This window comes from Brevundimonas sp. UBA7507, from assembly GCF_002478355.1.
In the GTDB taxonomy this organism is placed as follows: domain Bacteria; phylum Pseudomonadota; class Alphaproteobacteria; order Caulobacterales; family Caulobacteraceae; genus Brevundimonas; species Brevundimonas diminuta_D.
Map to the genome: position 1 here is coordinate 179,304 of NZ_DLNP01000011.1, position 14,972 is coordinate 194,275.

Here is a 14,972-nt window from a genome sequence, read left to right on the forward strand (position 1 = left end):
CCCGGTGTCGACTACTGCCCCGATCGCTTCGCCGCGGCGGCTTGCTTGCTCTGGGCGATGAAGGCTTCCATCTCGGCGGTCATGGCCGGGATGGTGGCCACGCCGATGGCCAGCAGGTGATCGTGGAAGGCCTTGATGTCGAAATCGGCCCCCAGCTCCGCCTCGGCCAGCCGGCGCAGGCGCACGATTTCGATCTCGCCCAGCTTGTAGGACAGGGCCTGCCCCGGCCAAGTGATGTAGCGGTCGATCTCGGTGCCGACCTCATGGTCGGACAGGGCGGTGTTCTCGCTCAGGAAGGCCACCGCCTGTTCGCGCGTCCAGCCCTGCGAGTGCACGCCGGTGTCGATCACCAGGCGCGCCGCGCGCCACATCTCATAGGTCAGGCGGCCGAAGTCCTCATAGGCGTCTTCATAGATGCCCATCTCGACGGCCAGCTTCTCTGTATACAGGGCCCAGCCCTCGCCGAAGGCCGAGATATAGGTCTGGGCGCGGTAATCGGGCATGGGCTCGTGCTCGCGGCGCAAATTGCCCTGCCAGGCGTGGCCGGGGTTGCACTCGTGCACCGTCAGCGCCGGGATGTTGTAGCGCGGCCGCGACGGCAGGTCGTAGGTGTTCAGCAGGCAGACGCCATTGCCGCCTCGACCGGCCGTGTAATAGGGCGCGATGGCGTCCGGCACGGGGATCAGGCTGAAGGTGTCGCGCGGCTTCAGATTGAAATACTGACCGATCTTGCCGTCGACCTTCTTGATGACCCAGGCGCCGTGCCACAGCAGATGCTCGGGCTTGTCATAGTGGAACTGCGGGTCGGTCTTCAGGAAGTGGAGGAACTCGGCGAAGGTGCCGGTCCAGCCGGTGCTGCGCATCACCGTCTCCATCTCGGCGCGAATGCGCGCGACCTCGCTGCGGCCGATGGCGTGGATCCGGTCAGGGGTCAGGTTGACGCTGGTGTATTGGCGAATCTGCGTCTGATAGAAGTCGTCGCCGTCCGGCAGGCGGTTGGCCCCCAGGGTGTCGCGCGCGCCCGGCATGTATTCGTCTCGGATGAAGCTCAGCAGAGTGCGATGCGCCGGCACGACCTGCTGCTGGATCGCCTGAACGGCTGCGGCGCGCAGACGCGCCTTGTCCGCCTCGGAAATGTTCGCCGGCATGGTCAGGAAGGGCTTGTAGAAGGGGTTCTGGGCGACGTCCGTCGGCTCCGTCACCGCCAGGATCGACACGTCCCGCCCGACCAGCGAGGCCTTGGGTTGGGTGAAGCCGCGCGCCAGGCCGGCGCGCATATTGGTGATCTGCTGATCGAAATAGCGCGGCACGTCGCGCATCTGGGACAGATAACGCTCATAGTCCTCGACCGAGGTGAAGTTGGCGCTGCCCAGCCCCGTCAGCGACGACCAGAAGGCGCTGTCCGAGTTGAAGGGCATCTCATACAGGCGGTGACGGCCGTCATCGACGAAGTTGTCGATCTGGTGCCTGTAGACGGCGTAGTTGGTGCGCTGGTTCGGCGACAGCTGATCCGGAGAAATGGCGTCCAGACGACGCTGAACATCGGTCCAGTAGGCCAGCCGGCGTTGCTGGGTGGCGGCGCTGACGTCCGGCAGGGTGCTGGGCTTGGCGTTACGGCCCGGCAGCTCCTTCTGGCGCCAGGCCCACTCCTCGGCGGCGATGGCTTCGAACTGGGCGTCCAGAGCCGAAGGCGCAGCGGCGGCGGGCGCCGCGTCGGGCGCACGAGCCAGGGTCGGCGTCGGGGCGGCGGCGAAGGCCAGCAGGCCGACGGCGACTGCAATGGCGCTATAGGCGGTCAGGGTCTTCATCGTCTTTCCCCCAAAAACAGAAACAGACGCCTTGCCAGCGTCTCCAAGGTGAGAAGCCGCCCGAGACCGGACGGCTTCCCATTCTGGATTAGAACTGGGCGTTCACGCCAATGTACACGTAACGGCCAAGGTTATTGTAGATGCTGGCGTTGAAGCCGTTATATAACGACGTTCCAGTCCAGGTGAACGGCGTCTGCGGCGGCGCTTCATCGGTGAAGTTGTTCACCCCGCCGAAGACAGAGAAGCGATCGAACCGATACTCGGCGCGCAGGTCGTGGGTCAGCCACGACGGAGCCTTCCACACTTCGTACGAGCCGACAGAGTCCTGATTGCTGCGCACGACGCTGCTCAGGTAGCGGTTGGCGTAGGACAGCGACAGCTTGTCATAGTCCCACGACACGCGGAAGTTGACCCGGCGCTTGGGATTGGGCGCCTCGCCGGCCTGTTCGTCGCGCACGCTGGCGTCGCCCGGCACCGGATCATAGGTCAGCTCGTCCAGGAAGCCCGCCGCCACGTTGAACGACAGGGAGCCGTAGGGCGGCAGACCCAAGGCTTCCAGATCCGTGCGGTAGGACGCCGTCACGTCCCAACCCGAGTTGGAGTATTCGGCGACGTTCATCACCTGGTTCACGACCTTGCTGATGTTGCCGTCCGACCCGCGCGTGACGTTGCCGCAGAACGGATTGTCCAGAGTGGGGCTGTCGACGCAGTTGTTGATGATCGTGCGCGCGCCGAAGGAGGCGATGACATCGCTGATCTTGATGTCGTAGTGATCAATAGTGACCGCCAGGCCCGGCAGGAAGGTCGGGGTCAGGACAACGCCCAGGGTGAGGGTCTCGCCTTCTTCGGGGTTCAGGTCCGGGTTGCCCTTGCTGATAGACGGCTTGGTGGTGATCGATTGAGTGAACTCCGGCGACAGACCCAGAGCCGCGCAGTTGGCCTTGCGGTTGGCGGGATAGTTGCCCAGGTTCAACCGTGTCGCGTCGCATGGATCGTCGAACAGATTGTAGCCTTCGCCGCCGCCGTCGAACAGTTCGCTGATGTTCGGCGCGCGCACCGCCTTGGCGTAGTTGGCGCGGAAGCGGATATTGCGGTCGACCGTCCACTCCATGCCCAGACCATAGCTGCTGTCGCCGCCCGTGGTGGTGTAGTCCTGGAAGCGATAGGCCGCCGTCAGATCTAGGTATTGGATGAAGGGCACGTCGGCCAGCAGGGGCAGATTCACCTCGCCGAAGATTTCCTTGGACTCATAGGCGCCCTCGGTTCTGGCCTGCTTGTTCTGGAAGATCAGACCCTGCTGCGACCGCATGTCCGGCACGGCGCGGCTGGCTTCCTTGCGCCATTCCACGCCCGCCGCGAAGGCGACCGGCAGGCTGGTCCCGCTGAACAGCGACGGATACGAGAACAGCTCGCCGTTGACGCTGGCCACCGCGTTCCACTGACGGATGCGATCATTGCGAACGGTGTAGATGTAGGAATAGTCGATCGCCTCCTGTGAGCCGACATAAGCGCCGAACAGGTTCAGAGGCTTGCAACCTCGCGCTATAGCCTCCTCACTGCGACAAACGATCTCGCCGTTACGCGAAACGGCGTCGATCGACTCATAGAACTCCTTCTGCAGGCGGTCGAAGTTGGTGAACTCCGATTCCGTCTGGCCGTAGTTGACGTAGGCCTCAAACCGCCACCCGTTGCTGAAGGCGCCGTCTACCCCGGTCACGAAGCGCGTGGTGTCGTAGACGCTTTCCGTAGTTCGGATTCCGAAGTCGGTGTCGATCCGGCTGATGTCGAAGAACGTCATATTGGCCTGCGCCAGCATGGTCTTCAGTTCATCAGGCAGGAAGGCGTTGTCGGCCTGGATGCGATAGGCGCTGCCCGTCGACATGCCCGGCGAGCTGTCGGCGAAGGTGCCGTTCCGCGCCTGGCTGCTGGCCTCCATGTGGAAATATTTGGCTTCGGCGAACAGGTTCAGTTCGCTGATGAAGTCGCCCGAGGGCTGGAACTGGTGGCGCAGCTGCAGCTCGCCGCCGAAACGCTCGACCGGGGTGCGCAGCATGTCGTCGCGCAGCTTGAAGCCGTCGCCGCCGATCGACAGCTTCTGCTCGCGCCCGGCGCCGTCGTACAGGATCTGGCCGCGGTCGAACGGGACCAGCTTGCCGTCCGGCGTGAACGTCAGGGCGAAGGCCTTGTTGGCGCCGATCGGCGTGACGATGACCGGGGTGAAGAAGTCGTTCTGGGTGTTGGTGTAGACGTCCCGCGCCATGATGAAGGACGGCAGGCCGTCGTTGGCGCTCTTCTTGTTCGGGTTCGGAATCTCGGCCAGGGAGCTCATGGCGTAGTCGCGCTCGTGGCGGAACAGCCCCTCGGACTTGTCATAGGTCAGGGCGCCCATGATGTTGGTCCGGTCGTCATTGAAGTTCCGACCCACGGCGACCGAGCCGTAGTAGGTGTTCGGACCGTCGGCCGAGCCGTACTGCGTCTGGATGGCGATGCCGTCGAAGTCCTGCTTGGTGATGAAGTTGACCACCCCGGCCACGGCGTCCGCGCCATAGACCGCCGACGAACCGCCCGTCACCGTGTCGATGCGTGCGATCGTCGTCTTCGAGATGGAGTTCACGTCCACCGCGCTGGTGCCCGCGGTGCCGGCGACATGGCGGCGGCCGTTGACCAGCACCAGGGTGCGGCTGGAGCCCAGATTACGCAGGTTCAGCGTCGCCAGCCCCTGCCCTGACACCGAGTTTGTGGTGCTCGAGGCCGAGGCGCCGAGGCCGACCTGCGGCTGACGCGACATGGCGTCGATCAGGTTGGTGACGCCGGTGTTCTCGATCTCCTGAGCGTCGACGACGTTGACCGGCGTCGCGGCCTCGACGTTCGGGCGGCGGATACGCGAGCCCGTCACGACGATGTCGGCGACGGCGCTGGCTTCCGGCTCGGCGGCCGGCGTTTCGGATTGGGCCCAGGCAGGCTGGGCGGCGGCGGCCGTGACGGCCAGGCCGGCGATTATCGTGCCGGTCTTCAGGTACGCAGACAGTCTCATTCGATCACCCCTCGTTTTTGATCTGAAACCCAGGCGGGCCGTCCCCATTCGGCGTCGCCTGCGTCGTTGTTTTGGATCAGCGCCCTCCTTGCGCCTCCCCTCGTTCGGCTTTTTGCCGATCGACCATCGCCCGCACGTCGGCCAACAAGGCCGGCGCGTCGTAGGCGACCCCGCGCGCCACCGTCCAACGCACCCCGCCGACCGTCTCGATGCGGTTCTCGGGGCTCAGGCGCTCATGTCCGGTGCCGTACAAGGTCTTGAAATTCGCCAGCGGATTCTCGGTCGTGATGACCAGATCCGCGCTCATGCCCGGCCGCACGACGCCGAAGGTCGGCGCCTTGCCGGTCGGTTCGGCCAGGGTCGTCGCCCCGTCCATCGTCGCGGCGCGCACGATCTCCAGCGGGTGGAAGCCCGCTTCCTGCAACAGTTCCAGCTCCTCGATGTAGCCGAAACCGTACAGCTTCCAGATGAAGCCGGAGTCCGATCCCACCGTCACCCGACCGCCGACCTTCTTGTAGTCGTTCACCAGCCGCATGAACCTTTCGTAGAAGCGGCGCCACGCCACCTCGTTCGAGGTCGTCCAGTCGAAGAAGTAGCTGCCGTGATTGTCGCGCGTGGACTGGAAATAGTCCGCCAGCGCCGGCAGCGTATAGGTCTGGTGCCAGGGCGCGTTGCGCGCCCGCATCAGGTCGCGCGACGCTGCATAGATGGTCATCGTCGGATCGAAGACGACGCCCGCCTTCTTCTGCGCTTCCAGATAGGCGTACCATTGCGCCGAACCCGGCTCGACCTCGTCCCAGATCTCGGCCGCTTCGCCGAAGCGCTTCTGCTCGTCGTAGAAGTTGTAGTCGGTCGGATAGTCCTGGATCGTCCGCCCGCCCAGCAGCGACTCGAAGTGGCCGTAGAAGTGGGTGATGGTCCCCAGGCCCGCCGCCGCCAGCTGTTCGGCGTTCAACTGGGCCACGCCCGGCTGGGCGATGTGGGCCACCGTGCCCATGTGGTTCTTCTTGGCCTCGTCGATGGCGGCCAGGACCACCTCGGGCGTCTCGTCGCCGCGCAGGAAGAATTTGATGCCGTCCACGCCGTTGGCCGCGCCCCAGCGCACCCATTCGCGCGCCATCTCGGGGTTGCGGATGCGGCCGCGCGACCAGCCTGAGCCGATGGTCTGATAGTTGAAGATGCGAGGGGCGACGATCTCGCCGCGCGCCGAACGGGCCTTCTCCGACACGGCGATGTCATGCGGCGCCAGGCTGACGCCGCGCACAGTGGTCACGCCGTGGGCCAGCCACAGCTTGTAGACATACTCCAGGTCCGGCGCCTTCTGCGGGCTGCCGCCGTGGGCGTGGGCGTCGACGAAGCCGGGCATGACGTACATGCCGCGCGCATCGATCTCATGCGCCGCGTTCAGCGGCGGGCGGCCCTCACGCTCGGGCAGTCCGGGCCAGCCGGCCTGGATGATGTCCGTGATCTTGTCGTTCTCGATGACGATATCGACCGGCCCCATGGGCGGCGCGCCCGTGCCGTCGATCAGCATGGCGCCGCGCACCACCATCAACGGATAGGGACCGAAACCCTCATCGGCGCGGCGCGGCGGCGCCGGATTGAGCGTGGCGCGCGCCTGAGCCGCCTGAGCCTGGCTCTGGGCCTGGTTTTGGGCCTGCGTCTGGGCCACAGCCGCGCTCGGCGCCCCCGTCGCCAACAACAGCGCCGCCGCGCAGACAGCCCCCGCCCCCATAAGGACAGCCTTCACCCCTAGCGTCGTCCGCAAGCTGCAATCCCTCCCAAGATTGGGGGCCGAAGCCCCTGCAAGCGCTTGTCCGGCGTTTGACCGGCCCTTGAATCGCTAGCACCCCGGAGGAAGCATGAGCTTCGGATATTGCCGGTATGACGAAATAAAATTCACACGAACGTCGAAAAACTGAGTCATCTTCGAAATGCGCTTTTTCAGGCCAAATGCAGGATCGAAACGTTGTTTCTGCGGCAAATCTGAATTTATGATCCAATGATCAGGATATGAAGCGGCCTTTCAGGGTCGTTTTTTCTGCTGCGGCACAGCTTGGTCACCCCAAGCCTTTGCCGAGAATACTACGGAAAAACACCGTTATTCCGAATATTTTCATATCCGCCGCCAAGAACCGTCTGGGGGAAGACGCATGAGTTTCATGACACGCCGCAAGGCCCTGCCTGCGCTGGGAGGGCCGCCCAAGGCTCATGGGCTGAAACCCACCCTGTCCTGGCCGCATCTGGTCGCCCTGGGCGTCGGCGCCATTGTCGGCACCGGCATCTACACCCTGATCGGCGTGGGGGCCGAACGGGCCGGACCGGCGGTCATGCTGGCCTTCGTCATCGCCGGAATCGTCTGCGTCTGCGCCGCCCTGGCCTACGCCGAACTGGCGACCATGATCCCGGAGTCGGGCTCAGCCTACACCTATTCCTACGCCACCCTGGGCGAGGGCGCGGCCTGGATGGTCGGCTGGAGCCTGATCCTGGAATACACCGTCGTCTGTTCGGCCGTGGCCGTGGGCTGGGCGGGCTATTTCTCGGGGATGATGGAGGGCATTGGCATGGGCCTGCCCGCCATGCTGACCTCGGCCCCGTCGCAGGGCGGCATCGTCAACCTGCCCGCCGTCATCATCGTCGCCGCCGTGGCGGGCCTGCTGGTCGCCGGCACCAAGGAAAGCGCCTCGATCAACGCCGTGCTGGTGGTGGTCAAGATCGCCGCCCTGATCGCCTTCGTGGCGATCGCCCTGCCCCACTTCAACCCGGCCAACCTCAAGCCCTTCATGCCCTACGGCTTCTCGCACGGCATCGGCGCCGAGATGGGCGTCATGGCGGCGGCGGCCATCATCTTCTTCGCCTTCTACGGCTTCGACGCCGTGGCCACGGCGGCCGAAGAGACCCGCAACCCCGCCCGCGACCTGACCATCGGCATCATCGGCTCGATGGCAGCCTGCGTCGTCATCTACATGGCCGTGGCCATCGCCGCCCTGGGCGCCATGCCCTTCACCGACTTCATGAAGTCGCCCGAACCCCTGTCCCACATCATCCGCACCGTCGGGTCAGACCTGTGGGCGACCCTGATCGCGGGCGCGGCGGTCGTCGCCCTGCCCACCGTCATCCTGGCCTTCATGTTCGGCCAGAGCCGCATCTTCTTCGTCATGGCGCGCGACGGCCTGCTGCCGCGCAGCCTGGCCCATGTGTCCAAGCGTTCGGGCGGGCCGGTGCGCGTGACGGCGGGCACGGCCGTCCTGATGGCGATCATCGCCGGCTTCATCCCGCTGGGCGACCTGGCCGCCCTGGCCAACGCCGGAACGCTGGTGGCCTTCGCCTCGGTCGGCCTGTGCCTGATCGTGCTGCGTCGTCGCGAGCCGGGCCGTCCGCGCGTCTTCCGTGCTCCGGCGTGGTGGCTGGTCGGCCCGGTGGCCATCGCGGGCTGCGTCTACCTGTTCTTCAGCCTGCCCGCCACGACCCAGATCAACTTCGTCATCTGGAACGTGATCGGGGTGGCGGTCTATCTGCTGTACAGCCGCCGCAACAGCCTGCTGAACGGTTAGGAAAAGAAGGGCGCCGAGGCTGACCTCGGCGCCCTTTTCAATTCGTCAGCGCGTCGCCTGCGGTCGCGCCTTCTTGCGCAGCCACATGGCTGCATCCGCCTCGGACAGCCAGACCTCCGCGTCGGCCTGTTCAGCATAGGCCCGCACGCCGAACGAACCGCCCAGCGCCAACCGCGTCTCATCCCAGATGAAGCCTTCGCTCTGCAGCGCCTCGCTCAGCCGCCGCGCCTTCTCGCGCCCTTCCTCGGCGCCGGCGTTCATCAGCAATACGGTAAACTCGTCCCCGCCCATGCGGCCCACGGCGTCGGATTCGCGCACGTTCGCCAGCAACAGCTCGGCCACGGCGATCAACGCCGCGTCGCCCGCCGCATGGCCCAGACCGTCGTTGATGCCCTTGAACCCGTCCAGGTCGAGATACAGCAGCGCCGCCTCGACCCCGTGGCGGCGGCAATAGGCCAGGTTGCGCGCCAGCACCGTCATGAAGCCGCGCCGGTTCAGCACGGGCGTCAGCACGTCATGATCCGCCAGAGCCTCGGCTCGCTCGGCCCGTTCGGTCAGGGCCGTCACCTCGGCGCGCAGGCGCGCGAGCTCGGCGTGCAGTTCGTCTTCCGAAACCGGAGCGATGGTCTGATCGGCCAGGTGGTTCAAGGCGGGCTCCGGCGTCGCTTTTCCGGCCGACTCAAAGGCCCGCGACGCATCAGAGTCTAGCGTCCTCGGTTGCGGGCGCAACGCGGGTGCTGTAACGGGCCGCTTTCCGCTTGGGGAGCCTTTGCGCATGACCGCCTCCACGCCGCCGGCCACGACGCCTCCTGTCGCCATCATCATGGGCAGCCGCTCCGACTGGCCCACGATGAAGTTGGCCGCCGACCGTCTGGATCAGCTGGGCGTCGCCTGGGAGGCCAAGGTCGTCAGCGCACACCGCACGCCCCAGCGCCTCTACGACTTCGCCACGACGGCCAAGGACAAGGGCTTCAAGGTCATTATCGCGGGCGCCGGGGGCGCGGCCCACCTGCCCGGCATGGCCGCATCGATGACCGATCTTCCGGTGCTGGGCGTGCCGGTCCAGTCCAAGGCGTTGAAGGGCCTCGATTCCCTGCTGTCCATCGTCCAGATGCCCGGCGGCGTGCCCGTCGCTACGCTGGCGATCGGCGAGGCGGGCGCCGCGAACGCCGGGATTCTCGCGGCCCAGATCCTGGCCCTGTCCGACGCGTCCGTCGCCGAGCGCCTATCAGCCTTCCGCGTCGCCCAAACCGAATCCGTCGCCGAAACCGTCGAGGACTGATGCCCCAGTTGCCCCTGCCTCCCGGATCGACCCTCGGCATTCTCGGCGGGGGCCAGTTGGGCCGGATGCTGAGCCAGGCCGCCTCGCGCCTGGGCTTCGACGTGGTGATCCTCGATCCCCAGCCGGACTGCCCGGCCGCCCGCGTCTCGCGCGCCCAGATCACCGCCCCCTATGACGACCCCGACGCGCTCCAGGCGCTGGGCCGTCTGTGCGACGTCGTCACCTTCGAGTTCGAGAACGTCCCCGCCGCCTCGGTCGAGACCCTGGCCGAAGCGGGCGCCCTGGTCGCGCCGGGACCAACCGCCCTGGCCGTCGGCCAGGACCGGGTGGACGAGAAGACCTATCTGAACGCCGTCGACGCCCCGACCGTGGCCTTCGCCGCCGTGACGACGCTGGATGACCTCACCAACGCCATCGAACGCCTGGGCCTGCCCGCCCTGCTGAAGACCCGACGCGAGGGCTATGACGGCAAGGGCCAGGTCTGGATTCGCGACGCCGCCGAGGCCGAGGCCGCCTTCGACGCCATCGGCCGCCGTCCCGCCGTGCTGGAAGCCGCCGCCGTCTTCCAGCGCGAGCTGTCGATCATCGCCGCCCGCGGCCACGACGGCGCGGTCGCTGTCTACCCCCTGGGCGAGAACGTCCACAAGAACGGGGTGCTGAAGACCACCATCGCCCCCGCCGCCGTCGATCCCGCCACGCAAGCGCGCGCCGAACAGATCGCCGCCGCGGTGCTGGACGGCCTCGACTACATCGGCGTCATGGGCATCGAACTGTTCGACATGGGCGCCGATTCTGAAGGGAAGCCCGAGCTGCTGGTGAACGAGGTCGCCCCGCGCGTCCACAACACCGGCCACTGGACCCAGGACGGCTGCGTCTGCGACCAGTTCGAGCAGCACGTCCGCGCCGTCGTCGGCTGGCCGCTCGGCCCGACGAATGCCCACGCCCGCATCGAGATGACCAATCTGCTGGGCGCCGAGATTGAGGATTGGCGCGCCCTGGCCGCCCAGCTCGACGCCCGCCTGCACTTCTACGGCAAGCACGACGCCCGGCCGGGACGCAAGATGGCGCACGTCAACCGCATCCTCTAAAACCTTTTCACCGCCGTCCCTCTCCCGATGGGAGAGGGCTTGAGTCTCCAAGAGCGAAGCGAGTGGCTAAGGCGAAAGGGTGAGGGTCGGCGCTCAGCCGTTGAGACGCCGCGCGTGCGACTGCACCGCTTCGATCAATAACTCCGGCGCCGCATAAGCTTGATCATTGGTCGCGCGGATTACCGTCCAGCCCAGCGCCTCAAGGACCTGCTGCCGCTCAATATCACGCGCCGCCATCTCATCCAGACGATGCACGCCGCCATCGATCTCAATGATCAGGCGCAGCCGGTTGCAGGCGAAGTCCGCATAATAGGGGCCGACGGGATGCTGGCGGCGGAACTTGTGCCCGTCGACCTTTCCGCCCCGCAGAATCGTCCAGATACGCTCCTCCGCGCGCCCGGAGGACTGGCGCAACCCACGCGCACGGTCGGTTCGCAGGGAAGTCATGGAAGTGACTTTGCAAGCGACGAGAGATGACGGCAAGCCGGGAACCCTCACCCTTTCGCGCAAGAGCGACGGCTGCGCCGCCGCGCGCTCAAGCCCTCTCCCATCGGGAGAGGGTCAGGCCTTTTGGCCATACCGCAGCCGCCCTAACACGTCGGTGATCGTGCGGACCGGGGCGTCGAAGTCCTTGCCCGCCTTCCACTTCTCGAAGGCCATGACGTTGTCGATGCGGCGGGCGACGAAGCCTTCCGCCGCCTCGCGCCCGTCGAACCAGCGCATGGTCAGGGCGGGGATCAGGATGCCGCCCAGAATCGCTCGCTTGGAGTAGTGATTCTGGTCCGTCGCCGTATCCCCGGCCCAGCGCCACAGGTGATCCGCCGTCTCCCACGCCAGTTTGAAGCCCAGGTCGACGTTGGTCGGCAGGCTGAGGAAGCCCGCGCATCGCTTGGCGGCCTCGATGTCCTGCGCCCCCGCTTCCATCCGCGCCGAGACGGCGGCGGCGATTCGTTCGCGAATCTTCATCGTGGCGGCGGGCGTGGCTTCCAGCGCCTTCAGCGCGCGGGCGTCATGGCGACGCGACAACAGGACCGCCAGATCGCGCGGGCCGTTCGGCAGCAACAGTTCCTGGTCGCCCAGCGACAGGCCGCAGGCCTCGCACGCGGCGCGCGTCAGGCGCGCGTTCCAGCCCAGCGCGGGCGCGCGTTCTATGGCCGCATCCAGAACGGCCTGTTCTGTGCGGTCGGCCCAATCGCCTTTCGGAGCGGTGTCGGCTGTCTCGGTCATGGGCGGCACGATACGCCCATCCGGCGGGCGTTTCGACCCATCACGATTAGGCGCGACGATCTGGACACGCCCCCCCCGATCATGTATCAGCGCGCCTTCACTTGAGAGGCCTTCCTCTCGAGCGTGGTTTTGTTTTGTCTGCCCGTCTCCCTTGGAAAGGACGCGGCGGGCGGCCAAAGGAGAGAGACCCCTGGTTCAGATTTTCGTCCGCGACAACAATGTCGATCAGGCGCTCAAGGCCCTGAAGAAGAAGATGCAGCGCGAAGGCAGCTTCCGCGAAATGAAGCGTCACGTGCACTTTGAAAAGCCGTCGGAAAAGCGCGCTCGCCAAAAGGCTGAAGCCGTCCGTCGCGCCCGCAAGCTGGCCCGCAAGCGCGCCCAGCGCGAAGGCCTGCTGCCGGCTCCGAAGGGTCGCGGTCGCTAAGACCCGCTGACGCCTGAAAGATCAAAGGCCGCCCCGGATCGCCGGGGCGGCCTTTTTCTTTGTCTGTTTCGGCTCACGGCCCCGGCTTCCGCCGGGATGAATGGGAGAGAGGCAAGGCCTCCCTCCCCTAGACCTCATCGCCCCGTCACGGCGCCCATGAAGCTCTTCCAGCTCAGCTTCACGTCCGACAGGGCGCCGGCGCGGAAGGCGCGCCCCGCCGCCCAGACCATCAAGGCCGCGAACAGGAACATCCCGATCAGGCCGCCGATGATCTCGATCAGGGGCGGCCCGCTGGGCGCGCGCGCGGCCATGACGAAGGGGGTGAAGGGCGGGATCAGGCTGATGACCTTCACCACCATGGCGTCCGGGGTGCGGATGGCCATCTGCATGACCAGGATCGGCACGATCAGCACCATCATGATCGGTCCCATCAGGGTCTGGGCGTCACGCGGCGTGTCGCAGAAGGCGCCGATGGCGGCGAACAGCACCGCGTACATCAGATAGCCGCCGACCAAGAACAGCAGGAAGTAGACGAACAGGCCGTCGGTCAGCAGCACCGAGCCGATGTCCCGCGCCACATCAGGCATGGCGGCCATCAGGCCGACGGCGCCGATGCCGCCCCAGGTTCCCAGCACGGCCAGGGTCAGCAGGGCCACGCCCAGCACCTTGCCCGTCAGGATCTCGGTCGCCGAAGCCGAGGACAGCAGCACCTCCAGGATCTTGTTCGACTTCTCCTCCATCACGCTGTTCAGCAGGATGGAGGCGCCGGTCATGATCAGCGACCACAGGATGAAGCCGACCGCCAGGCCGACGATCACCGGCAGTTTGTCACGGAACGACACCTCGCCTCCCGACGCGGCGCGCGGCGAGAAGACCGAGACGTCCGGTCGGAACATCTCCGTATCCGACACCACCGCCGGGTCGATGCCGCTGGCGACGAAGACGCGGCTGCGGTTGGCGGACTTCAGGGCGTCGCGGACGGCGTCCTCGACCACGTCGTCGGTGGCGCGTCCGGTCCAGACGCGGGCGCCCGGCTTGCCGTCCTTCTCGGTCAGGAAGACGACGGCGTTCAGCTTTTCGTCCTCGGGCGCCTCCTTGTCGACGTAGCGACGGGCCAGGGCGTCGCGCGCCTCGCCTGGCGCAGCGGCGGTCAGGGCGGCAGGCGCCTCGACCAGTTCGAACGCGCGCTTGGGCGTCTTGAAGCTTGCCCCAGCGCGCGGCGCCTCCTTCTTCAACGCCTCCAGCCCGGCGTCGAAGCCGCCTTTCTCGGCGGCTTCGCGCACGCGGTCGCCGCCCGCCGTCCCGGCTTCGGGCACGGCGGCCATGCGCAGGGCGGCGATGTCGGCCCGCCCGCGCTCCATCTCCAGCGCCTGACGCACGGCGGCGGCCAGACCGGACCCGGCCGGGGTCTCGTCAATGATGACGGCCTCGCGCACCGGCTCGGCGTGGTTCATCAAGGCGGGGATCGCCCCGCCCAGAACGGCGAACAGCGGAAAGGCCAGCAGGGACAGCCAGAAGCCGACCGTCTTGGCGTAGGCCAGGAACTCACGGCGCGCGATCAGAAGAATCCGGTTCATCAGGCGGCTCCCGCTTTATCGGTCTTGGAGACGGACTGGTCTTCGTCCGGGTGGTCGCCGGTCAGGGCGATGAAGGCGTCGTGCAGGGTCGGCTCCTTCATCTGGAAGCGCCTTACGTCCAGCCCGCCCAGGAAGGCGGCGCGCAGGGCGCTTTGCGCCTCCGCTCCCGGCGTCAGGCCGACGCGCAGGGTGCTGACGGGGCCGTCCTCGGCCAGCACCTCGATGCCGCCGACGCCCGGCAGGGCGACGACCGCATTGCGATCCAGCGTCCCTTCCAGCTCCAGGAAGCGCGGCGAGGTCGCCCGCGCCTCATCCACCGTGCCCTCGAACGCCTTACGGCCGCGGGCCAGCAGCACCACCTTGTCGCACAGACGCTCAGCGTGCTGCATGACGTGGGTCGAGAACAGCACCGTCGCCCCGTTATCGGCCAGGGCGCGGATCATGGCCTCCAGCCCCTGCTGATTCATCGGGTCGAGGCCCGAGAACGGCTCGTCCAGAATCACGAACTCCGGTTGATGCACCACCGAGGCGATCAGCTGGACCTTCTGGGCCATCCCCTTGGACAGCTCCTTCATCTTCTTCTTGCTGGCTTCGCCCAGGCCCATCTGCTCCAGCATCTCGCGGCCGCGACGACGGCCTTCGGGCAGGGGCAGGCCCTTCAGCCCGCCGAAGAAGGCGATGGCGTCCACCGGCGTCATCTTTTTATAGAGGCCCCGCTCCTCGGGCAGGAAACCGATCCGATCGCGCACCTTACGCCCGTCGTCCGCGCCCAGGATATCGATGCGGCCGCTGGTCGCCGGCTGCAGCCCCAGGATCATCCGCAAGGTCGAGGTCTTGCCCGCCCCGTTCGGCCCCAGAAAGCCGCAGATCGACCCCTTCTCGACCTGGAAGCTCAGGTCGGAGACCGCCTGGAAGCCTCCGTATCTCTTACTGATTCCATCCAGCGTCAGCGCCGCGACCATTCGGTCCCCCTGCAAA

General features: G+C 66.7%; 12 protein-coding genes. 4 read left to right on the top strand and 8 right to left on the bottom strand.

What is annotated here, in order from left to right; translation table 11 throughout:
• Window positions 1-11 precede the first annotated feature (11 nt).
• The 3 genes from B3D50_RS06625 to B3D50_RS06635 all read right to left on the bottom strand — a co-directional run bounded on the left by B3D50_RS06625 (window position 12) and on the right by B3D50_RS06635 (window position 6,610).
• Window positions 12-1,808, bottom strand: a complete 1,797-nt coding sequence (locus B3D50_RS06625) for a DUF885 domain-containing protein (protein WP_286950286.1) — start codon at window positions 1,806-1,808, stop codon at window positions 12-14.
• Between the two features lie 88 nt (window positions 1,809-1,896).
• Complete coding sequence (locus B3D50_RS06630; protein ID WP_286950288.1) at window positions 1,897-4,842, bottom strand: TonB-dependent receptor domain-containing protein; 2,946 nt, start codon at window positions 4,840-4,842, stop codon at window positions 1,897-1,899.
• A gap of 76 nt (window positions 4,843-4,918) precedes the next feature.
• Window positions 4,919-6,610 carry an amidohydrolase family protein gene (locus B3D50_RS06635; protein ID WP_286950290.1) on the bottom strand — a complete coding sequence of 564 codons (1,692 nt, stop codon included), beginning with the start codon at window positions 6,608-6,610 and terminating at the stop codon, window positions 4,919-4,921.
• 385 nt (window positions 6,611-6,995) lie between these two features.
• Here B3D50_RS06635 and B3D50_RS06640 point away from each other — a divergent pair, with 385 nt between their 5' ends.
• Window positions 6,996-8,396 (top strand): amino acid permease, encoded by a 1,401-nt coding sequence (locus tag B3D50_RS06640; RefSeq protein ID WP_286950293.1) that lies wholly within the window; start codon window positions 6,996-6,998, stop codon window positions 8,394-8,396.
• 45 nt (window positions 8,397-8,441) lie between these two features.
• Here the strand turns inward: B3D50_RS06640 and B3D50_RS06645 are convergent, their stop codons facing one another.
• Window positions 8,442-9,044, bottom strand: a complete 603-nt coding sequence (locus B3D50_RS06645; protein WP_286950295.1) for a GGDEF domain-containing protein — start codon at window positions 9,042-9,044, stop codon at window positions 8,442-8,444.
• 127 nt (window positions 9,045-9,171) lie between these two features.
• Between B3D50_RS06645 and purE the strand changes: the two genes are divergently transcribed.
• Window positions 9,172-9,678, top strand: a complete 507-nt coding sequence (purE, locus tag B3D50_RS06650) for a 5-(carboxyamino)imidazole ribonucleotide mutase (protein WP_286950296.1) — start codon at window positions 9,172-9,174, stop codon at window positions 9,676-9,678.
• Complete coding sequence (locus B3D50_RS06655) at window positions 9,678-10,766, top strand: 5-(carboxyamino)imidazole ribonucleotide synthase (protein WP_286950297.1); 1,089 nt, start codon at window positions 9,678-9,680, stop codon at window positions 10,764-10,766. The genes purE and B3D50_RS06655 overlap by 1 nt, the downstream gene beginning before the upstream one ends.
• A gap of 93 nt (window positions 10,767-10,859) precedes the next feature.
• Here the strand turns inward: B3D50_RS06655 and B3D50_RS06660 are convergent, their stop codons facing one another.
• Window positions 10,860-11,213, bottom strand: coding sequence for an endonuclease domain-containing protein (locus tag B3D50_RS06660; RefSeq protein ID WP_286950298.1), 354 nt, complete (start codon window positions 11,211-11,213; stop codon window positions 10,860-10,862).
• Window positions 11,214-11,327: 114 nt separating this feature from the next.
• On the bottom strand, window positions 11,328-11,993 hold the full coding sequence (locus tag B3D50_RS06665) for a COQ9 family protein (RefSeq protein ID WP_286950299.1): 666 nt from the start codon (window positions 11,991-11,993) through the stop codon (window positions 11,328-11,330).
• 190 nt (window positions 11,994-12,183) lie between these two features.
• Here B3D50_RS06665 and rpsU point away from each other — a divergent pair, with 190 nt between their 5' ends.
• A complete protein-coding gene (rpsU, locus tag B3D50_RS06670; RefSeq protein WP_087139870.1) occupies window positions 12,184-12,417 on the top strand; it encodes a 30S ribosomal protein S21 in 234 nt (77 codons plus the stop codon).
• 134 nt (window positions 12,418-12,551) lie between these two features.
• Here rpsU and B3D50_RS06675 read toward each other — a convergent pair whose 3' ends face one another.
• Both B3D50_RS06675 and B3D50_RS06680 read right to left on the bottom strand, forming a co-directional pair.
• Window positions 12,552-13,994 (bottom strand): ABC transporter permease, encoded by a 1,443-nt coding sequence (locus tag B3D50_RS06675; RefSeq protein ID WP_286950300.1) that lies wholly within the window; start codon window positions 13,992-13,994, stop codon window positions 12,552-12,554.
• A complete protein-coding gene (locus B3D50_RS06680; RefSeq protein ID WP_286950302.1) occupies window positions 13,994-14,956 on the bottom strand; it encodes an ABC transporter ATP-binding protein in 963 nt (320 codons plus the stop codon). The genes B3D50_RS06675 and B3D50_RS06680 overlap by 1 nt, the downstream gene beginning before the upstream one ends.
• Window positions 14,957-14,972 lie beyond the last annotated feature (16 nt).

Coding starts and splice junctions, on each gene's coding strand:
- B3D50_RS06625 (WP_286950286.1), bottom strand. CDS start 1,808: ATGAAGACCCTGACCGCCTATAGCGCCATTGCAGTCGCCGTCGGCCTG.
- B3D50_RS06630 (WP_286950288.1), bottom strand. CDS start 4,842: ATGAGACTGTCTGCGTACCTGAAGACCGGCACGATAATCGCCGGCCTG.
- B3D50_RS06640 (WP_286950293.1), top strand. CDS start 6,996: ATGAGTTTCATGACACGCCGCAAGGCCCTGCCTGCGCTGGGAGGGCCG.
- purE (WP_286950296.1), top strand. CDS start 9,172: ATGACCGCCTCCACGCCGCCGGCCACGACGCCTCCTGTCGCCATCATC.
- B3D50_RS06655 (WP_286950297.1), top strand. CDS start 9,678: ATGCCCCAGTTGCCCCTGCCTCCCGGATCGACCCTCGGCATTCTCGGC.
- B3D50_RS06660 (WP_286950298.1), bottom strand. CDS start 11,213: ATGACTTCCCTGCGAACCGACCGTGCGCGTGGGTTGCGCCAGTCCTCC.
- B3D50_RS06665 (WP_286950299.1), bottom strand. CDS start 11,993: ATGACCGAGACAGCCGACACCGCTCCGAAAGGCGATTGGGCCGACCGC.
- B3D50_RS06675 (WP_286950300.1), bottom strand. CDS start 13,994: ATGAACCGGATTCTTCTGATCGCGCGCCGTGAGTTCCTGGCCTACGCC.
- B3D50_RS06680 (WP_286950302.1), bottom strand. CDS start 14,956: ATGGTCGCGGCGCTGACGCTGGATGGAATCAGTAAGAGATACGGAGGC.